We start from the raw sequence: 21,410 nt of genomic DNA, 5'->3' as shown, positions 1-21,410 counted from the left end.
CCGCTTCGCGGGTATGGATCAGGCTTTGCCCGCGTCCTCCCCGGTGCCCTTGCCCTGCAGTCCGGGGCCCAGATATTTGGTCATCATCTCCAGAATCGCCTGTTTTCGCAGCGGTTTGGTCATGTAGTCCGTCAGCCCCAGGGCCAGCAGTTCCGCCCCGTCGCCGGGCATGGCATGGGCGGTCAGCGCAACGATGGGCACCTGCGCGCCGCCCGGCAGGGCGCGGATGCGTCTGGTGGCCTCGCGCCCGTCCATTTCGGGCATGGAGATATCCATGAAGATCAGCGCCGGGCGCAGCCTGCCGAACAGCTCCACCGCCTCGGCCCCGTTGGTGGCGAAGCTCAGGTCGATTTCCAGCTCATCGACCATGCGCGAAAAGACCAGCCGGTTGGTGGCGTTGTCCTCGGCCGACAGAACGCACGGGCGTGCCGGAGGGGTGGCGGCGGGCGGCTTTGGCTTGCGCCGCCGGGCGGGTGCGGTTCCTGTCGCCTTGGCGCGCGTCTTTGCGGGGGGCGCGGGGGCCGCCGTCACGCTGCGCAAAGTCTCGATCAATTCCCGCCGGAGAACCGGCTTGCGGATCACCGCAGCAAACAGCTCGGCGCGGGTGGGCGCATCGATTGCCGCGGGGTCAGTACAGAGCAGCAGCGCCGGCGCATCGCAGTTCTGCGCGCGCAGGCTTCGGGTCAGGTCGATGCCACTGGTATCGGCCAGATCCTGCGCGGTCAGGATCAGGTCAAACCGTGTGCCACCGGCCAGCGCGGCCTCTGCCTCGGCCCCGGTGCGGCAGACGGTGACATCCCGGGCATGCTGCGACAGCTGGCGCTCCAGCACCGTTCGGTTGATCTGCTGATCCTCGACCAGCAGGATATGGCCCAGTTTCAGCGGCTTCAGATCGGCCAGGGGGGTGTCATCGACCGTTGGCAGCACCACCCGAAAGCCGAAGCAGGAGCCCTTGCCGGGGGTCGAGTCCACCCACATCTCGCCCTCCATCAGCGTGATCAGGCGTCTGGTGATCGCCAGGCCCAGGCCGGTGCCCTCGAACCGGCGGTTGCTGGCGTCATCCACCTGGTTGAACTCTCCAAAGATTGCGGCATGGTGTTCGGGCGCGATGCCGATGCCGGTGTCTTCGACGGTGATGTGCAGCTGCATCGCGCCGTCATCGGTGGCCATGCCGACGACGCGGATCAGCACATGGCCCTGTTCCGTGAACTTGACCGCATTGCCCAGCAGATTGGTCAGCACCTGCCGCATCCGCCCCGGATCGGCCAGGAAACAGGTGGGCAGGAACAGGTCATAATCCAGGATCAGGTCGATCCCGCGGCGCCGCGCATCGGGCTGCAGCATGGTCAGCACATCATGGATGCAGCGTTCCAGGTCAAACTGCTCAGGCGCCAGGCTCAGTTTGCCGGCATCGATCTTGGAATAGTCCAGCACGTCATTGATGATCGCCAGCAGCGCCTCGCCCGAGGAGCGGATGGTTTCGGCATAAAGCTTCTGATCCTCGCCCAGTTCGGTCCCGCAGAGCAGATCGGCCATGCCCACCACACCATTCATGGGGGTGCGGATTTCATGGCTCATGTTCGCCAGAAAGGCGGATTTGGCGCGGTTGGCAACCTCGGCCCGGTGGCGGGCCTCCTGCAGTTCGGCCTCATGCTGCAGGGTGGTGGTGATGTTGCGGCCCAGGGTGACGATATCGCCGTTGCGCGCGCGCCGTTCGATCAGCCGCACGCTGATGCCGCGGGTGAAATGCAGAATGGTTTCCGGAATGGGATCGGCGTCCCAGCGCGCCTCCATCATGGCGATCCAGGCGTCGGGGTCTTCGGAGCCGATATCAACCACGCCTTCGGTGGCGCAGGCCTGCAGGATGCGGCGGATGCTGACGCCGGGGGCGATCGCATCGATCCGTTCAAACGGGCGCAGATAGGCCCGGTTGGCCACCACCAGCCGCTGGTCGGCGCTGAAGATGGCGAAACCGTCCCCGATGGCATCGATCCCGCTGCGCAGCCGTTCCTCAACCAGGTCGATGGTTTCGGTGGCGGCTTCCAGCGACTGGCAGACGGCGGCCTTTTCCTGTTCCAGCCGGTCGGCCAGCATCCGCGCGTGATCGATGGCCGAGCGCTGGGCGATGACCTGATCCGACAATTCATGCGCGTGGCGTTCCAGCATGGTGTTGATCGCGCGCAGCTCTGCCTCCTTGCGGATCAGGCGCTTTTCGGCGCGCAGGCGCGCGCGGCGTTCGATCAGCAATCTGTCCGCAATCCCCATTGAAGGGCGATCCCCTGTCCGGTCCGGTCGGTGGGCCGGAGTATGCGGCAGAAGGATGAATCGCTGTTTAAGGCGCGCGCCGTGCTATCCGCCCGCCGCAAGGATTGCATCGATCATGGCCTGGTTCCCGCGTGAAAACTCCAGCGGGCAGTTGAACGGGGTTTCCCCGGCGATGGCGGCGCCAAAGGCTTCGATCATCAGGGCATACTGGTCGATGGTGTTGAACCGCATGACATGGTCCACCCCGTCGGCACTGTGCCAGGTGACGCGGGTGTCACCAAAGACCCGGCCGTTGAACGGCGCCGAAAGCGCGATCCAGCCATCAGTGCCGTGAAACACCATGTGCTGGCGGCGGTGCTGGCGCATCCCGCAGTAAAAGGACAGGGTGAAGCCCGGAAAATCCGCCCAGACCCGGGCAAAGACATCGACCCCGCCGTCAAGGCGCAGATCGGCGCGCAGGCGTTCGGGCTCGGCCCCGGTGGCAAGGCGGGTGGTGATGCAGGGATAGACGCCGACATCGCGCAGCCCCCCGCCGCCCATGGCCGCGTGCGCGCGGATGTTGCCCGGGTCGGTATTGTGATAGGTGAAGCAGCCCTCGACATGTTCCAGCCGGCCGATGGCGCCGTCCTCCAGCAGGCGGCGGACATGGGCCCATTGGGGGTGATGGGTGACCATGAAGGCCTCGGCCAGTTGCAACCCGCTGGCATCGCGCGCGTCGATCAGCCGGTCGATCTGCGCAGCCTCCAGTGCGATGGGCTTTTCGCACAGGACATGCTTGCCCGCGGCGATGGCGCGCAGCGTCCAGTCCACATGCAGGTGGTTGGGCAGGGGGATGTAGACGGCATCCACCTGCGGGTCGGCCAGAAGGGCGTCATAATCGTCATGCACCCGAAGCCCCGGCACCAGCGCCTGAAACGGCGCGGCGCGGGCAGGGGTCGATGTGGCCAGTGCGACCAGCCTGGCGCCCCGCGCGGCGTGGATGGCGGGGGCCAGGTCCGTGCGGGCGATCCGCGCCGCCCCCAGGATGCCCCAGCGGATCAGGTCGGACATGCTGCACCTCCCCCCTTGTGATGCGTGGTCTTGCCGGGCCGGGGCGTCCGGCGCATAGTGCCGCCGTTGCAGCATGGGAGGGGTGGCAATGCAAGAGGTTCTGGCCGGGGATGCCCTGGAGCAGGCGGCCCTGATCGCCGGTGAACGGATCAGCGCCGAGGCGTTGATGCAGGCGACGCTGGAGCGTATCGGGGCGCTGAACCCGAGGGTGAATGCCATTGTGTCCCTGCGCCCGGCCGAGGACCTGCTGGCCGAGGCCCGCGCCGCCGATGCCGCCCTGCGCGCAGGCCAGCGCAAGGGCTGGATGCATGGTCTGCCGCTGGCGATCAAGGATCTGGAGGATGCGGCGGGGCTGCCCACGTCCAAGGGCTCGCCGCTGCTGGCGGGGCAGGTGGCGGCGGCGGACAGCCTGATGGTGGCGCGGATGCGCGCTGCGGGTGCCATCATCATCGGCAAGACCAACACGCCGGAATTCGGCCTGGGCAGCCACACGTTCAACCCGGTTCACGGCGCCACCGGCAATGCCTGGGATCCAGCGCGCAGCGCGGGCGGGTCTTCGGGCGGAGCGGCGGTGGCGCTGGCGCTGGGGATGCTGCCGGTGGCCGACGGGTCCGACATGATGGGCAGCCTGCGCAACCCCGCCGGGTGGAACCATGTCTATGGCATGCGCCCCAGCTGGGGTCGCGTCCCCGATGGCCCGGGCGAGGAAAGCTTCCTGCATCCGCTCTCGACCAACGGCCCCATGGCGCGCAGCCCGCGCGATCTGGCCGCCCTGCTTGAGGTCCAGTCCGGCCCGCACCCGGCCATGCCCTATGGCCTGCCGAAAGAGCGGTTTCTGAACCGCATCGCCACCCCCGTGGCCGGGCGCCGGATTGCCTGGCTGGGGGACTGGGGCGGCGCCTATCCGATGGATCCCGGCATCCTGGACACCTGCGCCGCCGCGATGGAGCTTTGGCCGCAGACGGGCGTGCGGGTGGACGCCGTGGCCCCGCCCTTTGACCCGGCGCTGCTGTGGCGGTCCTGGTGCGTGCTGCGCGGCTTTGCCGTGGCCGGGCGGCTGGGGCCGCTTTACGATGCCCCCGAAAAACGCGCCCAACTCAAGCCCGCCGCCATCTGGGAGGTCGAATCCGGCCGCAGCTACAGCACCGAGGACATCCGCGCCGCCGGGCTGATCCGGTCGCATTGGTATGCCCGCGCGGCCGAGCTGTTGTCCGACTATGACGCTTTTGCGCTGCCCTCGGCGCAGCTCTGGCCCTTTGACAGGGGTGTGGTCCACCCGCAGGCCATCGGCGCGCGGGCCACGGACACCTATCACCGCTGGATGGAGGTGGTGGTGCCCGCCAGCCTGATCGGTCTGCCGGCGATCAGCCTGCCGGCGGGGTTCGGCGCGCAGGGGCTGCCGATCGGGGTGCAGATCGTCGGACGGCATGGCGATGACGCGGGCCTGCTGCAACTGGCCCAGGCCTGGCACCCCATGCGCCCCGCCGCCGATGCCGTGCCCGCGCTGCTGCAGCCTCTGGCCGGGGGATAGTCGGGGGGCTAGTCGGGGCTTGAGCGTTCCCGTTGCGCCGCGGTTGCAGGTGCCTGGCCGCGGGCAAGACGGTTTCCTGTTTGTGCCGACAGAAAATCCGCCTATAGTCGCGCCGGACGCAAATACATAAGAAACGTCACGGGGGGCCGCGGAATGATCCGTTCCGAACTGATCCAGAAGATCGCCGAAGAAAACCCGCATCTGTTCCAGCGCGACGTGGAGCGGATCGTCAACACCATATTCGAGGAAATCACCGAAGCCCTGGCACGGGGGCAGCGCGTGGAGTTGCGTGGGTTCGGTGCGTTTTCGGTCAAGCACCGGGACGCGCGCATCGGTCGCAATCCGCGCACCGGGGAATCGGTGGACGTTGAAGCCAAGACCGTGCCATTCTTCAAGACCGGCAAGCTGCTGCGCAACCGGTTGAACGGCAAGGAGGACTGAGCCGCCCATGATGTACATCCGTTACGCGTTCCTGGGGCTGATGCTTGCCGTCTTCGTGACGGTGGCGCTGGCCAACCGTGACATGACCACGCTTGAATTGCTGCCGGAAACGCTGGCCGCCTTTTTCGGCTTCAACATGGCTCTGACGCTGCCGCTGTTCGTGGTGATCGGTGCCTCACTGGTGGTGGGTCTGTTGCTCGGCTTTGTCTGGGAATGGTTGCGCGAACGCGGCTACCGGGCCGAGGCCGCGCGGGCGCGCAATGAATGCGACGCACTGCGCAGCGAACTGGGCCGGGTGCGCAAGGCCGCACCGGAAACCCAGAAGGACGATGTTCTGGCCATTGTCGAATCCGGTGAGGCCAAGGCACGCCAGACCAGTGTTCCAGCCATCGAGGCTCGCTGAACCAGCGGGGTAGGGGCGCCAGCCATGCGGGTAAAGATCTGCGGCCTGACCAGTGCGGAACAGGTTCACACTGCCGTGGCGGCGGGGGCGGATTACGTGGGCTTCGTGTTCTTCCCGCGCTCACCCCGCGCCCTGTCGATCCGTGCCGCCCGCGCGGCGGCACTGGCCGCACCCCCGGGGGTGGCCAAGGTGGCGCTGACAGTCGATGCCGAAGACGCGTTGCTCGATGCCATCCTGGCCGAGGTTCCGATCGACATCCTGCAATTGCACGGCGCCGAGACACCGGCCCGGGTGCAGGCCGTCAAGGCGCAGAGCGGTCTTGCCGTGATGAAGGCCGTGGGTCTGGCCGAGGCCGCGGACCTGGCTGAACTGGACCGCCAGATGCGGGTGGCCGATCAGGTGCTGGTGGATGCCAAGCCCCCGCGCGGGGCCGCACGCCCGGGCGGCAACGCCGTGGCCTTTGACTGGCGCCTGATCGCCGGGCGGCGCTGGCCGGTGCCCTGGCTTCTGGCGGGCGGACTGACGCCCGAAAATGTGGCCGAGGCGATCCGCCTGACCGGTGCGCGGCAGGTCGATGTGTCCTCGGGGGTGGAAGACGCGCCGGGCCACAAGGACCCGGCGCGCATCACTGCATTCATCGAGGCTGCGCACCGCGCGACCCGTGCCGGGGTGCCGCCGTCGTTGTCGGCGTCCCCCTGAGCGGCGCGGGCGCGGCTCAGTCGTCGGAGCCGGGCATCACGGCGATGTCACGCAGGGCAATATCCAGGGCTTCGATCTCCCAGGAATCCAGAATGCTTGCCGCCTCCAGATCCACCGTGTGGAACATCCCGTTCGCATAAAGCCACGCGGTATCGTTGCCGTCGCTGTCAGTCACCACATCAAAGCCGATGGGGCCGTCGAACATCACGCCCAGATCGCCCGTGACCTCCATCACGCCGTCATTCGGCGCGGTCTGACGCAGCAGGGCGCCGCGCGACACGTCGATGTTGAACATGCGCGTCTCCTCGGCGCCGTCCACAACATTCGTATAGGCTGTGCCGCCGACCATCGGCGCGCCATCGGTGCCGTCATCGAAGTGCAACTCGCCGTCCACGGTCACCTCGCCGCTGGACAGGTTGACGCGGTGGTTGACCGTCCCTGCCATGAAGCGCAGCGCGTCCGGAACGGGGTTGATGTCGACGATCACCGGCGTATCCGCGTCGAACTCAAGCGGGGTGTCCATTGTCACCACTTCCTCGACCATGCCCGTCTGCACGTCGATGTTGACCACCGTGAAATCCTCGGTCACGGCGATGATCCGGCCGGTTGCCGGACGATAGTCCAGCCCCAGGAGGCGACCGTCCACATCGATGTCGCGCATGCCCACCACTTGCGCTGCTGTCAGGTCGATTTCGACCAGGGTGCGGTCACCGGCAAGGCCGAATGCGGTATCGGACAGTGCGGGACCGGCGATCAGTGCGGCAATGGCGCCAGGCAGAGCATACGTTCTCATGGTTCTTCCCTGTACTTTGGACAGCCCCTGGCGGCGCAGGAGCTTGAAGAACGTGTCCCGGAGCGACAAGGTTGCAGACGCGCCATGACTTGTCCGTGATCACGGGACCGGCGCGGGGACGCAGGAGTGCGGCCAGCAACAAACGGGCGTGCGGGCGGCAAAGCAGTTTGCACCGGCACGCCTGACCCGATATAGCAGGGTCCGCAGAGCGCGCGCCGGATGGCGTGCGGGCGATGCGATCGCAATCACCGCAAGCGAACAGAAGTGCCGGAGAATGACATGACCAGCGACTGGACGAAATCTGAGTGGAGAGCCAAGCCACGGGTCCAGATGCCGGAGTATCCGGACGCGGCCGCGCTGGCGGCGGTAGAGGCGCAGCTGTCGAAATACCCGCCGCTGGTCTTTGCCGGCGAGGTCCGCGCCCTGAAGCGCAAGCTGGGCGCCGCCGCGCGGGGCGAGGCGTTCCTGCTGCAGGGCGGCGATTGCGCCGAAAGCTTTGCCGAGTTCGATGCCGACAGCATCCGGGACACGTTCAAGGTGCTGTTGCAGATGGCGGTGGTGCTGACCTTTGGCGCGCGGGTGCCGGTGGTCAAGGTGGGGCGGATGGCCGGGCAGTTCGCCAAGCCGCGCTCGGCGCCCATGGAGGCCGTGGGCGGGCAGGAACTGCCCAGCTATCGCGGTGATATCATCAACGGCTTTGACTTCACGCCCGCGGCCCGTGTGCCGGACCCGGCGCGGATGCTGCAGGCCTACACGCAGGCGGCGGCCTCGCTCAACCTCTTGCGGGCGTTTTCCACCGGCGGCTTTGCCGATGTGCACCGCGTCCATTCCTGGACCCTGGGCTTCACCGAGGGCGAGAAGGCCGAGCGCTATCGCGAGCTGTCCAACCGGATCTCGGACGCGCTGGATTTCATGGCCGCCGCCGGGATCACCGGCCAGACCAGCCATGAAATCCGCACCGTGGATTTCTACACCAGCCATGAGGCCCTGCTGCTGGAATATGAAGAGGCCCTGTGCCGGATCGATTCCACCAGCGGCCTGCCGGTGGCCGGGTCCGGGCATATGCTGTGGATCGGCGACCGGACGCGGCAGCCGGACGGGGCGCATGTGTCCTTCGCGCGCGGAGTCCAGAACCCGGTGGGGCTGAAATGCGGCCCCTCGATGGAGGTCAGCGACCTCAAGCGCTTGCTGGAGCGGCTGAACCCCGGCAACGAGGCCGGGCGGCTGACGCTGATCGCGCGCTTCGGCGCGGGCAAGGTGGGCGATCACCTGCCGCGCCTGATCCGGGCTGTGCAGGAGGAAGGCGCGGATGTGCTGTGGGTCTGCGACCCCATGCATGGCAACACCATCAAATCGGCCAGCGGCTACAAGACCCGGCCCTTTGATTCGGTCCTGCGCGAGGTGCGCGAGTTCTTTGCCATCCACAATGCCGAGGGCACCATCCCCGGCGGCGTGCATTTCGAGATGACGGGCAAGGATGTGACCGAATGCACAGGCGGGGTGCGGGCGATCACGGATGAGGACCTGTCGGACCGCTATCACACGGCCTGCGACCCGCGCCTGAACGCCAGCCAGTCGCTGGAACTGGCGTTTCTGGTGGCCGAGGAGCTTTCGGGGCGGCGCGCCCAGATGGCTGCGGCGGTCTGAGGCGGCCAGTGTTGCAGGGCGCGCCCGTCGCGCCCCGCCCACCCACCCTGCGCGCCGGGCGCGCCCGCGCCCTTGCCCGGCGTGGGGGGCGCCTCATTCGGTCGCGGTCATGCTGAGCATGTGCCGCAGCCCCTGGGTCACATCGGTGCGCAGGGCCAGACGCAGGGCGGGTTCGTCCCCGGCCTTGAGCGCGGCGATGATCATGCGGTGATGCGGCGGCGCGCCGTTGCGGCGCAGCCGCGCATAAAGCGCGCGCATGGTCGGGCCCAGTTGCAGCCAGACGGTTTCGACCATTGCCAGCATCGCGGGGCTTTGGGCGCGCAGGTAGAAGGCGCGGTGGAATTCCAGGTTGGTGCGGATATAGGCCACCGGGTCCCGGCGCATGGCCGCTTCAAGGTTGGCGGCGTTGATGCTTTCCATCCGCTCGATCAGCGCGATATGGACGCGCGGGAGCGCACGGCTGGCCAGTTCGGGTTCCAGCAGCGCGCGGATGGCGGCCAGTTCCTCGATCCGTTCGCCGCTGAGCGCAGGGGTGGTCACCCGCCCCGAGGCCGAGAGCGTCAGCGCCCCTTCGGCGACCAGACGGCGCAGGGCCTCGCGCGCGGGGGTCATGGAAACACCGAATGTCTTGCCGATGCCGCGCAGGGTCAGGGCCTTGCCCGGCATCAGTTCGCCATGCATGACCTGGGCGCGCAGGCTGCGATAGACCCGGTCATGGGCAACGACGGCCAGTGACGGATCGGTGCTGCGCGGGTTGCGGCTGGGCGGGATCATGCGCGGGCCTGTGCCGCGTCAGGGGGCGTGAAGTCGAAGCGGTGCAGGCCGTGACCGTTCCGGCGCAGCCAGTCCCGGGGGTGCTGATAGCCGGGGTAAAGCCGTTCCACATGGGCCCAGAAGGCGCGGGAGTGGTTCATCTCGGCCAGATGGGCCACTTCATGGGCGGCAACGTAATCCAGCACCGCGGGCGGGGCCATGACCAGCCGCCAGGAAAACATCAACCGCGCCGCGCTGCTGCATGATCCCCAGCGCGAGCGGGTGTCGCGCAGGACAATGGCGCCGTGGGGGCGGCCCAGCCTGGTGGCATGGCGCGCGCAGGCGGCGGCCAGGTCTGCCTGCGCCTGCATCTTCAGCCAGGCCGCCAGCCGTGGTCCGCTGCGCCGCCCCGAAGGGTCGGCGGGCAGGATCAGGGCATCGGCAGCCGCCTCGATGCCGCGCTGCGGGCCGGTTGTCAGCGTCAGCAACTGCCCCCGCACCGGCAGCCGTGCCCCCGGCGCCACCTGCACCCGCTCTGGCAGGCGCGCCAGCGTGCTGCGCAGCCAGGGCTCCTTTTCGCGCAGGAACGCCAGCGCGATCGCATCGTCAAGCCGGGTCGGGATGGACAGGGTCACGTGGCCTTCGGGGTGCGACACCCGCAGCGACATGCGCCGCGCCTGTGCGCGCCGCCGGACATCGACCTCCAGCGGCGGATCGCCCGGAAGAACTGCGCGTGTCAGCACCATCGCCCCTGTGCTCCGTGTTGCGTGCCCCACCATATCGTGATTGTCCTGCGGCGCAAAAGCCGCATTCTGCGCGGCAGGGGCCCGTGCAGGTGGGAAAAACAGGTTTACACGCTGAATCACATGTGGCACGGCAGCGCAATTCGCACATGGCGTCCAGAATCAAGGGGGTTACCATGCCCAAGGAAGAATGGGGTGTGAAGCGTGTCTGCCCGGTGACCGGCAAACGCTTCTATGACCTGAACCGCACTCCGATCGTCAGCCCCTATACGGGCGAAACGGTCACGATCGATGCATCCGGCGGCAAGACCATGGCCGGGCCGGCGGTCACGCCGCCAAAGGCCAAGACCAAGGAGGCCGTCAGCGATGACGACATTCTGGTCGATGATGATGATACGGTGGATGTGGATGACGATCTGCTGGATGATGATGAAGATGACTCGGTCGCCTTCGATGATCTGGCCGATGTCGCCAGCGACAATGACGACTGAAGCATCGGTCTGATCTGCCGGGAAATCCTCGGGAAGTGCATTTTTGGGCTTGCGATGCCCGCGGGCTTTTCGTAGAGAGCGGCATCGGCAGAGACCGCAAAGTGGGGCCATAGCTCAGTTGGGAGAGCGCTTGAATGGCATTCAAGAGGTCGGCGGTTCGATTCCGCCTGGCTCCACCAAATAAAACAAAGGCTTAGCAGAAAAACAGCCCCGCCAGTGCGGGGCTTTTTCATGCCCGGAAGGGGTCAGGGCAGTGCTCTGCGCCCCCTTTGCGCGACCCCGTGCAGGCCGCCTGGATGTCAGGTCAGAGTGCCCGGAGAAGTCCGGCGGCGCGGGTGGTCCTTGCCCCCAGGGCAGCGGTTTCGGGCGGTCATCTGATCTTTGGCATGATGGGTGCTGCTGAACGGCGCGCCATTTGCGCAAATTCCTGGCAGAATCGATCTGGACTCCCTCTGTTGCAGGTTTCGCCAACAAAATCGTTGACAATAATTTTGTTGATTGTCACCGTTCATATGTCGGGATCACCGGCGCAGGTGCGTGGCAGGAACCGCCAGGCGCGTCGCAACCACCGGGCCAGATGCCATCAGGTCCGGCCGCAACAGGAAAGGTATGGGTTATGAAAACCTTGAAAAAATCACTGCTAGGCGGGGTCGCGCTGGGGCTCCTGGCGACCTCGGCTTCGGCTGAAGTGCTGCGCTGGGGCGCGGCGCGGGATATCGTATCGCTGGATTCGTATTCCTATGGTGATTCCTTCACCATCGGCTTTCTGGATCACGTCTATGACGGTCTGGTGCGCTACGACCCCGATTTCAACATCGTGCCTGCGCTGGCCACGGACTGGGAAATCGTGGATGACACCACCTGGCGCTTTACCCTGCGTGAGGGCGTGACCTTCCACAATGGCGCGCCCTTCACCGCCGAGGATGTCGCCGCGTCGCTGGCCCGGGTCAGCCACCCCAATTCCCCTCTGCGCGGCAACCTGCCGGCGTTCCAGTCGGCCGAGGTGATCGACGATCACACCATCGAAATGACCGTTGACGCCGGCTATCCGCTGCTGCTGAACGATCTGACCAACATCCATATCTTCAACGCCCAATGGCTGATCGACAATGACGCGATGGAGCCCACCGATGTCGGCGCCGGGGTCGAAGGGTATCCGACCTTCAACGCCAATGGCACCGGCCCGTTCAGCGTGGTCGAATGGGTGCCCGACAGCAATGTGACGCTGGTGGTCAACGAGGACTGGTGGGATGAGGCGCAGCACAATCTGACCGGGATCGAATTCACGCCCATCAGCTCGGCCGCGACGCGGGTGGCGGCGCTTCTGTCCGGCAGCATCGATTTCACCGAAAACGCCCCGCTGCAGGATCTGATGCGGCTGGAGGCTGCGCCAGGGGTAAACCCGGTGGTCACGCAGGATCTGCGCACGGTGATGTTCGGCTTCAACCGGCGCGAGACGCTGTCGAACGGGCAGGAGAACATGTTCAACGACCTGCGCGTGCGCCAGGCCTTTGCCCATTCCATCGATGCCGAATCCATCCGTGACGTGATCATGCAAGGCAATTCGCGGGTCACCGGCGCGCTGGTTGCCCCCGACATCCCCGGCTATACCGAAGAGATGGATCAGCCCTACGCCTTTGATCCTGACGCCGCCGCCGCCCTGCTGGAGGAGGCCGGCGCCACGGGCTTCAGCTTCACCCTCAACTGCATGAACAACGGTTATGTGAACGAGGAAGAGCTGTGCAACGCGTTGATCCCCATGCTCAACCGCGCCGGGTTCGATGCTTCGCTGGATATTGCCGAACGCGCCCAGCAGACGCCGAAACGGACATCGGGTTCGGCGGATGTCTGGAGCTTCGGCTGGGCGAACCTGCCGATGCTGGACAGCTATTCGATCCTGATCCAGGTGCTGCACAGCAACGAAGGCAACTCCGGGGTGTTCAACTGGGGTGCCTGGTCCTATCCTGAGATCGACGCGCTGATCCAGTCGGCCGCGACCGAGCTGGACTATGACACGCGGATCGGCATGCAGACCGAGGCGCTGCAGATTGCCAGGGATGAGCTGATCTTTGCGCCGCTGCATGAACAGCCCATGGCCTGGGCGGCGTCGGACCGGGTGGTCGATGTGCTGCAGCAAGGCGACAACAAGCCGCGCCACTGGATGACCCGCGTGGCCGAGTAAACAGGCCAAGCCGCCGCGGCCTGCCCGCGGCGGCCCGCCGATATCCTGCCCGGGTTCTGGCCGGGCAGGCCCCCCCAGCCGGAGCCACCCCATGCTTGCCTTTCTGATCAAACGCATCGGCAGCGCCATCCTGGTGATGCTGGCCGTGGCCTTCCTGGCCTTTCTGATCTTCGCGGTCGCGGGCGACCCTGTCGAAATGATGGTCAACGAACAGGCCACCCAGGCCGACCGGGACGCGCTGCGCGAACGCCTGGGTCTGGATCAGCCCTTTCTGGTTCAGTATTTCACCTTTGTGATCAATGCCGCGCAGGGTGAATTCGGCATTTCCTACCAGACCCAGCGCGATGTGATGTCGCTGATCGCCAGCCGCCTTCCGGCCACGCTGGAGCTGGTGTTCATTGCCTCCATGCTGTCGCTGATCGTGGGCATCCCGCTGGGGGTGATCACCGCCATTCACCGGGGCAAGTGGTTTTCCGAAGGGCTGCAGTTTCTCAGTATCTTTGGCGTGTCGCTGCCCAGTTTCGTGATCGCCATCCTGCTGATCCTGGTGTTTTCGGTCTGGCTGGGCTGGGCGCCGGGTTTCGGGCGGGGGGAGACCGTGGCCCTTGGCTGGTGGACCACCGGGTTGCTGACGCCTTCGGGGCGCAATGCCATCATCCTGCCCGCCATCGCGCTGGCGCTCTATGAAATCACGCTGGTGATGCGGATCGTGCGGGCCGAGATGCTGGAGGTGTTGCGCTCGGATTTCGTGAAATTTGCCCGCGCCCGGGGTGTGCCGCGCCGGATCATCCATTACCGCCACGCGCTGCGCAACTGCCTGATGCCGGTGGCCACGCTCACGGCGATGAATTTCGGCACGCTGATCGCCTTTGCGCTGGTCACCGAAACGGTATTCCAGTGGCCGGGCATGGGGCTGCTGTTCATCCAGGCGGTGCTGAACCTCGATTTCCCCATCATGGCCGCGTATCTGGTCATCATCTCTGCCATTTTCGTCACCCTGAACACGCTGGTCGATATCATCTATGCGGTGATCGACCCGCGCCTGCGTCAGGAAAAGGTCTGAAGGAGGCTGCACGATGACCCTGCAAGCGGATCAACAGACCCCTGTGGCAAAGCCCTCGCAGCTGGCGCGGATGCGCGACAGCGATCTGTGGCATTCCTTCGTCACGCATCGGGGCGCGGTGGTGGGGGCCTGCCTGCTGGTGTTCCTGATCGTCACGGCCTTTGCTGCGCCGCTGATCGCGCCACAAAACGTCTATGACTCGGCCGAGCTGCAACTGATGAACGCCCGCATCCCGCCAATCTGGCAGGAGGGCGGGCGCTGGCCGTTCGTTCTGGGCACGGACATTCAGGGGCGCGATGTGCTCTCAGGCATCCTCTATGGCTCGCGCACGTCGATCCTGATCGCGGTCTTCGCGGTGGTGTTCTCGCTGGCAATCGGGGTGATCGTGGGGCTGGCGGCGGGGTTCTTCGGCGGGATCATCGACAATGTGCTGATGCGCTTCGCCGATGTGCTGCTGTCCATTCCCACGATCCTGCTGGCCATCCTGGCCAGTGCGGTGGCCATGGGCATGTTGCCGCCGGAATGGCGGGCATTGGGGGCCGCCGGGGTGATTGTCTTTGCCATCACGCTCAGCAACTGGGTCCAGTATGCGCGGATCGTGCGCGCGCAGACCAGCGTGGAGCGGCGCAAGGAATATGTCGAAGCCGCGCGCCTGTTGCGGGTCAGCCCGCGCCGGATCATGCTGCGCCATATCCTGCCCAATACCATGACCCCGGTTCTGGTGGCGGCCACGCTCAGCTTCGGCATGGCCATCCTGGCCGAGGCCACCCTGTCCTTTCTGGGCGTGGGGATGCCCGCCAGCCTGCCCAGCCTGGGCACGCTGATCCGCATCGGCAACAACTACCTGTTCTCCGGGCAGTGGTGGATCGTGCTGTTCCCGGTGCTGCAACTGTCGCTGCTGGTGGTCTCCATCAATCTGGTAGGTGACTGGCTGCGCGATGCCCTGAACCCGAAACTGAGGTGATACCCTTGAGTGATCTTCTGCTGCGCAACCTGCGCCCCATGGGCGGCCCCGCCTGCGATCTGCTGATCCGCGGCGGCACCATCGCCGAACTGGCCCCGGGGCTGGACGCCCCCGGCGTGCCGGTCGAGGATGCCCGCGGCGCCATCGCCTGGCCCGGGTTCATCGAGGCCCATACCCATCTGGACAAGACCGTCTGGGGCATGGACTGGTATGCCGACCGCAAGGGCGGGCCGCTGCAGAACCTGATCGACAACGAACGCAATGACCGCAACCGGATCGGGCTGGAGGTGCACCGCCAGTCCATGCGCCATGCGCTGCATCTGGTGGCCAGCGGGACCAGGATCATCCGCAGCCATGTGGATGTGGACACCGACCATGGGCGCAGCCTGTTCGACGGGCTGCAGGCCACCCGCGCGGCGCTGGCGGGGATGATCGAGATCGAAATCGTGGCCTTTCCGCAATCGGGGCTGATGGTGCGCCCCGGCACGCTGGACCTGATGGACACGGTGCTGGCGTCCGGCGCCGATATCGTCGGCGGGCTGGACCCCTGCGCCATCGACCGGGACCCGAAGGGGCAACTGGATGCGCTGTTTGCGCTGGCCGAAAAACACGGCAAGCCCATCGATATCCACCTGCACGAACCCGGTGAGATGGGCGCGTTTTCCATGGAGATGATCCTGGAGCGCACCCGCGCCCATGCCATGCAGGGGCAGGTGGCGATCAGCCATGCCTTCTGCCTGGGCAGCCTGCCTGAAAGCCGCGCAGCCGCGCTGATGGCCGATCTGGCCCGCGAAGGGGTGGCGGTGATGACCACGGGCTCACCCTCGGCCAGTGTGCCGGCGCTGCGGGCGCTGCGCGCGGCGGGCGTGCGGGTTGGCGCGGGCTGTGACGGTATCCGCGATACCTGGGGGCCGTGGGGCCTGCCCGACATGCTGCACCGCGCGCAGATCCTGGGCATGAAAAACGGCTTTCGCACCGATGCCGAACTGGAGGTGCTGCTGGATGTGATCGGCCCGGGCGGGGCAGGGGCCATCGGGCGCAAGGGGCATGGGCTGGACCCCGGCGCGCCCGGCGATCTGGTGTTGCTGGCGGGCTCCTGCCCGGCCGAGGCGCTGACCCTTTGCGCCCCGCGCCCGCTGGTGGTCAAGGGCGGCGCCGTGGTGGCGCGGAACGGCGCGCCGTTGCGGGACATCCCATGACCGATGGGCTGGACATCCTGCGCCTGGGCGCCCGCCCCGAAGGCCCCACCGCGCTGACCGCCGACTGGGTGCTGGCCTGGCGCAACGGCGGCCACTGCCTGCTGCGCGGCGCCGAGGTGGTGATCGACGGCGCCCGCATCATCAACGCCGTCCCCGCCGGGCGGGGCGAGGCCATGCGCCGCATCGACTTCGGCCACGCGCTGATCAGCCCCGGGTTCATCGACCTTGATGCGCTGTCGGACCTCGACACCACCATCCTGGGTGTGGACAACCACCCCGCCTGGGCCAAGGGCCGCGTCTGGCCCGAAAGCTATGTCCAGCGCGGCCCCTATGAGATGTATTCGCCCGAGGAACTGGCCTTTCAGAAGCGCTTCGCCTTTGCCGAACTCTTGCGCAACGGGATCACCACGGCCGCGCCGATCGCCTCGCTCTTTTACCGCGAATGGGGGGAAACGGTGGCCGAATTCGACGCCGCCGCCGAAGCTGCGGCCGAGCTGGGCCTGCGTGTCTATCTTGGCCCGGCCTATCGCGCCGGGGGCATGGTCCTGACCGCCCCGGGCCGGATGGAGCCACGCTTTGACGCGGCGCGCGGCATGGACGGGCTGGCCGATGCGGTGCGTTTTGTGGAAACCCATGACATGACCCATGGCGGGCTGATCCGGGGTCTGCTGGCGCCGGACCGGGTGGAAACCTGCACCGCCGCGCTGCTTCAGCGCACCATGACCGAGGCCGAGCGACTGGACTGCCCCGTCCGCCTGCACTGCGCGCAAGGGGCGATGGAGGTGGACACCGTGCAGGCGCTGCACGGCACCACCGCGCCGCGCTGGCTGGCCGAACTGGGTGTGCTCTCGCCGCGCCTGCTGGCGCCGCACGCCACCAGGGCCGATGCGGGCGATCTGGCGCTCTATGCCGAACATGGGGTGCATATCGTGCATTGTCCGCTGGTCTCGGCGCGGGGCGGGGGCACGCTGGATGTGCGGGCCGCGCGCGCGCAGGGGATCAACGTGGCCATGGGCACCGATACCGCACCGCCGGACATGCTGCTGAACCTTGCCGTGGGGCAGATGGTGGGGCGGATCGTCACCGGCGACCCCGGCGCGCTGAGCGCTGCAGAGATGTTCGATCTGGCCACCACCAGCGGCGCCCGCGCGCTGGGGCGCAATGACCTGGGACGGCTGGAACCCGGCGCCTGCGCCGATATCGCCGTGTTCGATCTGGATCAGGGCATCACCCCGACCATCGACCCGGTGCAATCGCTGGTGCTGGGCGCCAGCGGGCGCGTCACCCGCGCGGTGTTCGTGGACGGGCGCCTGTCCATGCGCGACGGCGCCGTGGCGGGGCTTGATGACACCGCCCGCGCACAGGCGCAGGGTCAATTCGACCGGCTGGTCGCCCGCTACCCGGACCGGACCTGGGACCACCCGCCGGTGACCGACATCTTTCCGCCCAGCTTTCCCATGGAGGACCTGCGCGATGCCTGACACTGCCCCTGCCGAAGCCGTGGCCACCGCGTCACCGACCGCTGAGCCGGTCCTGAGCGTGCGCAACCTCAGCGTCTCCTTTCCCGGGCGGCGCGGGGTGCTCAAGGCGCTTGATGACATCAGCTTCGATCTGGCCCCGGGTGAGATCCTGGGCATGGTCGGCGAATCCGGGGCGGGCAAGTCCATGACCGGCCTGGCCGTCCAGCGCCTGCTGGAACCCCCGGGCCATATCTCGGGCGGCGAGGTGCATTTGCTGGGGGCGCGCATTGACCAACTGCCGGAATCGCAGATGGAACGCCTGCGCGGCAAGCAGATCGGCGCCATCTTCCAGGATCCGCTGACCAGCCTCAACCCGCTGTTCACCGTGGGCCACCAGATCGCCGAAACCATCCGCGTGCATCTGGGCGCCTCCCGGCGCGAGGCAATGGACCAGGCGCGCGACCTTTTGCGCCGGGTCGGCATCCCATCGCCCGATGAACGAGTGAACCACTACCCGCACCAGTTTTCCGGCGGGATGCGCCAGCGGGTGGTGATCGCATTGGCGTTGGCGGCGCAGCCGCGGCTGATCATCGCCGATGAGCCGACCACCGCGCTGGATGTGTCGATCCAGGCGCAGATCATGTCACTCCTGCGCCGCCTGTGCGATGAAACCGGCGTGGCGATGCTGCTGGTGACCCATGACATGGGCGTGATCGCCCAGACCGCCGACCGGATCGCAGTGATGTATGCGGGGCGGCTGATCGAACTTGCCCCGGTGCAGGAGGTCCTGCGCCAGCCCCGCCACCCCTATACCCGCGGGCTGATCGGGGCGATCCCGGCGCTGCGCAAGCGGGTTCCGCGCCTGACCCAGATCGATGGTTCCATGCCGCGGCTGGATGCAATCCCGCCGGGCTGCGCCTTCAACCCCCGCTGCCCCGATGCCGGTCCGCGCTGCCGGGTTGACCGCCCCGAACTGACCGCCACCCCCACGGGCATCGTCGCCTGCTGGATGAATGCCGGAGGTGTGACATGAAACAGGCGCTTGTGGTGCGCAATCTCTCGCGCGTGTTCGATGTCTCGGCCCCGCTGCTCAACCGGATCATCGAACGCAAGCCGCGGACGCTCCTGCGCGCGGTGGATGATATCAGCTTTTCGGTGCCTCTGGGGGGGTGCCTGTCATTGGTGGGCGAATCCGGCTGCGGCAAATCCACGGTCGCGCGGCTGGTGACCGGGCTTTACCGTCCCAGCGCCGGGCAGATCGACTTCAGCCTGGGCGACAGCGGCCATCGGATCCAGGCGCATATGATCTTTCAGGACCCCTATGCCAGCCTGAACCCGCGCTGGCGGGTGCGCGACATCATCGCCGAACCGATCCGCGAGCTGGGCCTGCGCGCGGGCGAGGCCGCGACCCGCGCCCGGGTGGACGAGCTGCTGGGGATCGTCGGCCTGTCGCCCCGCGATGCCGAGAAATTCCCGCATGAGTTCTCGGGCGGGCAGCGCCAGCGCATCTCCATCGCGCGTGCCCTGGCCGGAGAGCCGAAGTTCCTGGTCTGCGATGAACCGACATCCGCGCTGGATGTGTCGGTGCAGGCGCAGATACTGAACCTCATGCGCAGTCTGCAGGATGAGTTCGGCCTGACCTATCTGTTCATCAGCCATGACCTGAGCGTGGTGCGCCACATGTCCGACCGGATCGCCGTCATGTATCTGGGCCGGATTGTGGAAGAGGCCGACACCGAGGCCCTGTTCGACCACCCCCTGCACCCGTATACGCAACTGCTGCTGGAAACGATCCCCGATATCGAGGCCCCGCGCCCCGAGGTTGCCCCCGCCACGGGCGAGGTGCCCAGCCCCCTCAACCCGCCGCCAGGCTGCACCTTTCATCCCCGCTGCCCCCAGGCCGATGACCGCTGCCGGGCCGAGGTGCCGCAGGTGCTCGAGGCCGGCGAAGGCCGCCGCGTGGCCTGCCACCGCGTGGCCGAAATGCTGGAGCGCAACGGCATTCCCGCCCTGTCGGCCTGATCCGTGCGGTGTGGCCGCCGTGCCCGCGCGCCCGCTCGGCGCCATACCGGCAGACATCGCACCGCTGCATCGACAGGTCTGGCCACCTCTCCCTGCAAACATGTTGTGTGGCGCCAACCCCTATCCTGACTGCTGCGCCTGCGCAGCAGTCAGCGCCCGCCGCAGGCGCGCAGGGTGGGCGGGTGGGCGCGGCTCGGGGGCGCTTCTGCATCGGCTTGGGGAATGGGGGCTCAGCCGCTTTCGGAAACCCGCGCTGGTGCCATATCTGCGGATTTCAGGCGTGGATACGCATAGGCGCCGGTCTTGGCGGTGCGGAAGCCGCCACCGACCAGGGCCTCGGCCAGCTTGACCGCCGCCTGCACCCCGTCGATCACCCGGATCTGCAGGCTCTCTTCCAGCGCGCGGCAGAAATCCGACATGCCCGCACAGCCCAGCACTACGGCATCCACCTTGTCCTGATCCCGGGCGCGGGTGACTTCCTCTTTCAGTCGCGCGCGGGACAGGGCGGCATCGGCCTCGAAGGCCAGCACCGGCAGGTCCACGGCGCGCACCCGGCGGCAGGCCCGCCCGGCGCCATAGTCTTCCACCAGATCCTCGATGATAGGCACCGACCGGTCCAGCGAGGTCACGACGCTGAACCGTTTGGAGATCATCATGGCCACCTGCACCGAGGCCTGGCACAGCCCCAGCACCGGCCCGCCTGCGACCTCGCGCGCGGCGGCTAGCCCCACATCGTCGAAACAGGCGATGACATGCGCGTCCATGCCCTCGGCCTCACCCGCGCGGATGGCCTCCAGTAGCGGCGGCACGCAGACGGCTTCGTCGTGGTAGCCTTCGATGCTGACCGGCGTGCCGCTCAATGTCAGCGCCGAGATGCTGCTGCCTGGATGGGCCACCGCACGGGCGCTGCGCGCGATCTGCTGCGTCATGGCGTCGGTGGAATTGGGGTTGATCAGACGCAGCTTCATTCGGCGGCCTTTCGCTTTGACAGGGTTTCACCAAGATCGGGGGGCAGTAATTCGAACTGACGGTCCGAGGCGATGTAATTGTCATCATGCAGCCGCGCGATGGGCTGGTAGTGGCCTGGGTCCACGCTGCGACCGTCAGGGCCCAGGCAGGTGTCATCGGCCCAGAAATGGACCACCTCGCCAAAGACGATGGCGCGGCGCGGGTAGTCGATGATCCGCTCCACCCGGCATTCGAAGGCGCAGGGGCTTTCCACGATCCGCGGTGCCGCCACGGCGGCCCCCGGGGCTGCCGTCAGCCCGGCTAGGGCGATCTCATCCACATCCGGGCCAGGGTCCAGACCGCAGACCAGCATCTGCTGCGCCAGGCGCATGTCCACCATGTTGACCACGAATGCGCCGCTGTCGCGGATGTTGCGCATGCTGTCCTTTTCGGTGCCATCCCGGCGCGGCTGCATGCCCAGCACCAGCAACGCCGGATCATGCGAGAACACGTTGAAAAAGCTCATCGGGGCGGCGTTGTCGCGCCCATCGCGCCCGCATGTGGACACCAGCGCGATGGGGCGGGGACCGACAAACCCGGTGAGGTAGCGGTATCTTTCGCGCGCGCTGATGGCGGTGAAGTCTATGTCCATCCGTGCCGTCCGGTTTCCGTGGCGGGTGCAAGGACCCTCACCAAAGCTATAAACTTCATCAACAACTTTGTCTACAATCTTGCCGCCGATCTGACGCGGGAAGT

20 protein-coding genes and 1 tRNA gene are annotated in these 21,410 nt (G+C 67.0%); 14 read left to right on the top strand and 7 right to left on the bottom strand.

Translation table 11 applies throughout. The features are described 5' to 3' along the window. Nucleotides 1-18: 18 nt before the first annotated feature. The gene (locus HUK65_RS06190; RefSeq protein ID WP_179905282.1) at nt 19-2,265 is read right to left on the bottom strand and encodes a response regulator; all 2,247 of its coding nucleotides are present in this window, start codon (nt 2,263-2,265) and stop codon (nt 19-21) included. Nucleotides 2,266-2,349: 84 nt separating this feature from the next. Beyond that, on the bottom strand, nt 2,350-3,315 hold the full coding sequence (locus HUK65_RS06185) for a Gfo/Idh/MocA family protein (RefSeq protein ID WP_179905281.1): 966 nt from the start codon (nt 3,313-3,315) through the stop codon (nt 2,350-2,352). A gap of 88 nt (nt 3,316-3,403) precedes the next feature. Between HUK65_RS06185 and HUK65_RS06180 the strand changes: the two genes are divergently transcribed. The 4 genes from HUK65_RS06180 (at nt 3,404) to HUK65_RS06165 (ending at nt 6,389) form a co-directional block, all read left to right on the top strand. After that, on the top strand, nt 3,404-4,846 hold the full coding sequence (locus tag HUK65_RS06180; RefSeq protein ID WP_179905280.1) for an amidase: 1,443 nt from the start codon (nt 3,404-3,406) through the stop codon (nt 4,844-4,846). 153 nt (nt 4,847-4,999) lie between these two features. Beyond that, entirely contained in the window at nt 5,000-5,287 is a 288-nt protein-coding gene (gene ihfB, locus HUK65_RS06175) for an integration host factor subunit beta (RefSeq protein WP_179905279.1), read from the top strand. A 7-nt stretch (nt 5,288-5,294) separates the two neighbouring features. Then, complete coding sequence (locus HUK65_RS06170) at nt 5,295-5,690, top strand: lipopolysaccharide assembly protein LapA domain-containing protein (RefSeq protein ID WP_179905278.1); 396 nt, start codon at nt 5,295-5,297, stop codon at nt 5,688-5,690. 24 nt (nt 5,691-5,714) lie between these two features. Next, complete coding sequence (locus HUK65_RS06165) at nt 5,715-6,389, top strand: phosphoribosylanthranilate isomerase (RefSeq protein ID WP_179905277.1); 675 nt, start codon at nt 5,715-5,717, stop codon at nt 6,387-6,389. A gap of 16 nt (nt 6,390-6,405) precedes the next feature. Here HUK65_RS06165 and HUK65_RS06160 read toward each other — a convergent pair whose 3' ends face one another. Continuing rightward, entirely contained in the window at nt 6,406-7,182 is a 777-nt protein-coding gene (locus tag HUK65_RS06160) for a DUF4394 domain-containing protein (RefSeq protein ID WP_179905276.1), read from the bottom strand. A 279-nt stretch (nt 7,183-7,461) separates the two neighbouring features. On the opposite strand from HUK65_RS06160, the gene HUK65_RS06155 reads away from it, so the two are divergent. Beyond that, nucleotides 7,462-8,829, top strand: a complete 1,368-nt coding sequence (locus tag HUK65_RS06155; RefSeq protein WP_179905275.1) for a class II 3-deoxy-7-phosphoheptulonate synthase — start codon at nt 7,462-7,464, stop codon at nt 8,827-8,829. Nucleotides 8,830-8,922: 93 nt separating this feature from the next. Here HUK65_RS06155 and HUK65_RS06150 read toward each other — a convergent pair whose 3' ends face one another. After that, a complete protein-coding gene (locus HUK65_RS06150; RefSeq protein WP_179905274.1) occupies nt 8,923-9,603 on the bottom strand; it encodes a GntR family transcriptional regulator in 681 nt (226 codons plus the stop codon). Next, a complete protein-coding gene (locus tag HUK65_RS06145; protein ID WP_179905273.1) occupies nt 9,600-10,328 on the bottom strand; it encodes a M48 family metallopeptidase in 729 nt (242 codons plus the stop codon). Before HUK65_RS06145 ends, HUK65_RS06150 begins: the two co-directional genes overlap by 4 nt. A 173-nt stretch (nt 10,329-10,501) precedes the next feature. Between HUK65_RS06145 and HUK65_RS06140 the strand changes: the two genes are divergently transcribed. The 9 genes from HUK65_RS06140 to HUK65_RS06100 all read left to right on the top strand — a co-directional run bounded on the left by HUK65_RS06140 (nt 10,502) and on the right by HUK65_RS06100 (nt 19,706). Beyond that, on the top strand, nt 10,502-10,816 hold the full coding sequence (locus HUK65_RS06140; protein WP_179905272.1) for an FYDLN acid domain-containing protein: 315 nt from the start codon (nt 10,502-10,504) through the stop codon (nt 10,814-10,816). Between the two features lie 103 nt (nt 10,817-10,919). After that, a tRNA-Ala gene (locus tag HUK65_RS06135) sits at nt 10,920-10,995 on the top strand. A 437-nt stretch (nt 10,996-11,432) separates the two neighbouring features. Beyond that, nucleotides 11,433-12,998, top strand: coding sequence for an ABC transporter substrate-binding protein (locus HUK65_RS06130; RefSeq protein WP_179905271.1), 1,566 nt, complete (start codon nt 11,433-11,435; stop codon nt 12,996-12,998). Nucleotides 12,999-13,089: 91 nt separating this feature from the next. After that, nucleotides 13,090-14,061, top strand: a complete 972-nt coding sequence (locus tag HUK65_RS06125; RefSeq protein ID WP_179905270.1) for an ABC transporter permease — start codon at nt 13,090-13,092, stop codon at nt 14,059-14,061. A 13-nt stretch (nt 14,062-14,074) separates the two neighbouring features. Beyond that, nucleotides 14,075-15,025, top strand: a complete 951-nt coding sequence (locus HUK65_RS06120) for an ABC transporter permease (RefSeq protein ID WP_179905269.1) — start codon at nt 14,075-14,077, stop codon at nt 15,023-15,025. 5 nt (nt 15,026-15,030) lie between these two features. Continuing rightward, the gene (locus tag HUK65_RS06115) at nt 15,031-16,224 is read left to right on the top strand and encodes an amidohydrolase family protein (RefSeq protein WP_179905268.1); all 1,194 of its coding nucleotides are present in this window, start codon (nt 15,031-15,033) and stop codon (nt 16,222-16,224) included. Next, the gene (locus HUK65_RS06110; protein WP_179905267.1) at nt 16,221-17,705 is read left to right on the top strand and encodes a chlorohydrolase family protein; all 1,485 of its coding nucleotides are present in this window, start codon (nt 16,221-16,223) and stop codon (nt 17,703-17,705) included. The genes HUK65_RS06115 and HUK65_RS06110 overlap by 4 nt, the downstream gene beginning before the upstream one ends. Then, nucleotides 17,698-18,717 (top strand): ABC transporter ATP-binding protein, encoded by a 1,020-nt coding sequence (locus HUK65_RS06105; protein ID WP_179905266.1) that lies wholly within the window; start codon nt 17,698-17,700, stop codon nt 18,715-18,717. Before HUK65_RS06110 ends, HUK65_RS06105 begins: the two co-directional genes overlap by 8 nt. Next, nucleotides 18,714-19,706, top strand: coding sequence for an ABC transporter ATP-binding protein (locus HUK65_RS06100; protein WP_179905265.1), 993 nt, complete (start codon nt 18,714-18,716; stop codon nt 19,704-19,706). The genes HUK65_RS06105 and HUK65_RS06100 overlap by 4 nt, the downstream gene beginning before the upstream one ends. A gap of 230 nt (nt 19,707-19,936) precedes the next feature. Here the strand turns inward: HUK65_RS06100 and HUK65_RS06095 are convergent, their stop codons facing one another. Both HUK65_RS06095 and HUK65_RS06090 read right to left on the bottom strand, forming a co-directional pair. After that, nucleotides 19,937-20,674: an aspartate/glutamate racemase family protein gene (locus HUK65_RS06095; protein WP_179905264.1), complete on the bottom strand. Its 738-nt coding sequence runs from the start codon at nt 20,672-20,674 to the stop codon at nt 19,937-19,939. Further along, entirely contained in the window at nt 20,671-21,306 is a 636-nt protein-coding gene (locus HUK65_RS06090; RefSeq protein ID WP_179905263.1) for a flavin reductase family protein, read from the bottom strand. Before HUK65_RS06090 ends, HUK65_RS06095 begins: the two co-directional genes overlap by 4 nt. Nucleotides 21,307-21,410: the final 104 nt, after the last annotated feature.

The sequence above is a fragment of the Rhabdonatronobacter sediminivivens genome, assembly GCF_013415485.1.
Lineage (GTDB): Bacteria > Pseudomonadota > Alphaproteobacteria > Rhodobacterales > Rhodobacteraceae > Rhabdonatronobacter > Rhabdonatronobacter sediminivivens.
Note: the sequence above shows the minus strand (reverse complement) of the source record. Positions and strands in the feature narration are given on the sequence as shown.

What these genes read in the sequence shown, in the direction of transcription:
- HUK65_RS06110 (WP_179905267.1), top strand. Translation starts at nt 16,221, where the DNA reads ATGACCGATGGGCTGGACATCCTGCGCCTGGGCGCCCGCCCCGAAGGC.
- HUK65_RS06170 (WP_179905278.1), top strand. Translation starts at nt 5,295, where the DNA reads ATGATGTACATCCGTTACGCGTTCCTGGGGCTGATGCTTGCCGTCTTC.
- HUK65_RS06130 (WP_179905271.1), top strand. Translation starts at nt 11,433, where the DNA reads ATGAAAACCTTGAAAAAATCACTGCTAGGCGGGGTCGCGCTGGGGCTC.
- HUK65_RS06100 (WP_179905265.1), top strand. Translation starts at nt 18,714, where the DNA reads ATGAAACAGGCGCTTGTGGTGCGCAATCTCTCGCGCGTGTTCGATGTC.
- HUK65_RS06165 (WP_179905277.1), top strand. Translation starts at nt 5,715, where the DNA reads ATGCGGGTAAAGATCTGCGGCCTGACCAGTGCGGAACAGGTTCACACT.
- ihfB (WP_179905279.1), top strand. Translation starts at nt 5,000, where the DNA reads ATGATCCGTTCCGAACTGATCCAGAAGATCGCCGAAGAAAACCCGCAT.
- HUK65_RS06125 (WP_179905270.1), top strand. Translation starts at nt 13,090, where the DNA reads ATGCTTGCCTTTCTGATCAAACGCATCGGCAGCGCCATCCTGGTGATG.
- HUK65_RS06095 (WP_179905264.1), bottom strand. Translation starts at nt 20,674, where the DNA reads ATGAAGCTGCGTCTGATCAACCCCAATTCCACCGACGCCATGACGCAG.
- HUK65_RS06120 (WP_179905269.1), top strand. Translation starts at nt 14,075, where the DNA reads ATGACCCTGCAAGCGGATCAACAGACCCCTGTGGCAAAGCCCTCGCAG.
- HUK65_RS06160 (WP_179905276.1), bottom strand. Translation starts at nt 7,182, where the DNA reads ATGAGAACGTATGCTCTGCCTGGCGCCATTGCCGCACTGATCGCCGGT.
- HUK65_RS06090 (WP_179905263.1), bottom strand. Translation starts at nt 21,306, where the DNA reads ATGGACATAGACTTCACCGCCATCAGCGCGCGCGAAAGATACCGCTAC.
- HUK65_RS06105 (WP_179905266.1), top strand. Translation starts at nt 17,698, where the DNA reads ATGCCTGACACTGCCCCTGCCGAAGCCGTGGCCACCGCGTCACCGACC.
- HUK65_RS06190 (WP_179905282.1), bottom strand. Translation starts at nt 2,265, where the DNA reads ATGGGGATTGCGGACAGATTGCTGATCGAACGCCGCGCGCGCCTGCGC.
- HUK65_RS06140 (WP_179905272.1), top strand. Translation starts at nt 10,502, where the DNA reads ATGCCCAAGGAAGAATGGGGTGTGAAGCGTGTCTGCCCGGTGACCGGC.
- HUK65_RS06155 (WP_179905275.1), top strand. Translation starts at nt 7,462, where the DNA reads ATGACCAGCGACTGGACGAAATCTGAGTGGAGAGCCAAGCCACGGGTC.
- HUK65_RS06150 (WP_179905274.1), bottom strand. Translation starts at nt 9,603, where the DNA reads ATGATCCCGCCCAGCCGCAACCCGCGCAGCACCGATCCGTCACTGGCC.
- HUK65_RS06185 (WP_179905281.1), bottom strand. Translation starts at nt 3,315, where the DNA reads ATGTCCGACCTGATCCGCTGGGGCATCCTGGGGGCGGCGCGGATCGCC.
- HUK65_RS06145 (WP_179905273.1), bottom strand. Translation starts at nt 10,328, where the DNA reads ATGGTGCTGACACGCGCAGTTCTTCCGGGCGATCCGCCGCTGGAGGTC.
- HUK65_RS06180 (WP_179905280.1), top strand. Translation starts at nt 3,404, where the DNA reads ATGCAAGAGGTTCTGGCCGGGGATGCCCTGGAGCAGGCGGCCCTGATC.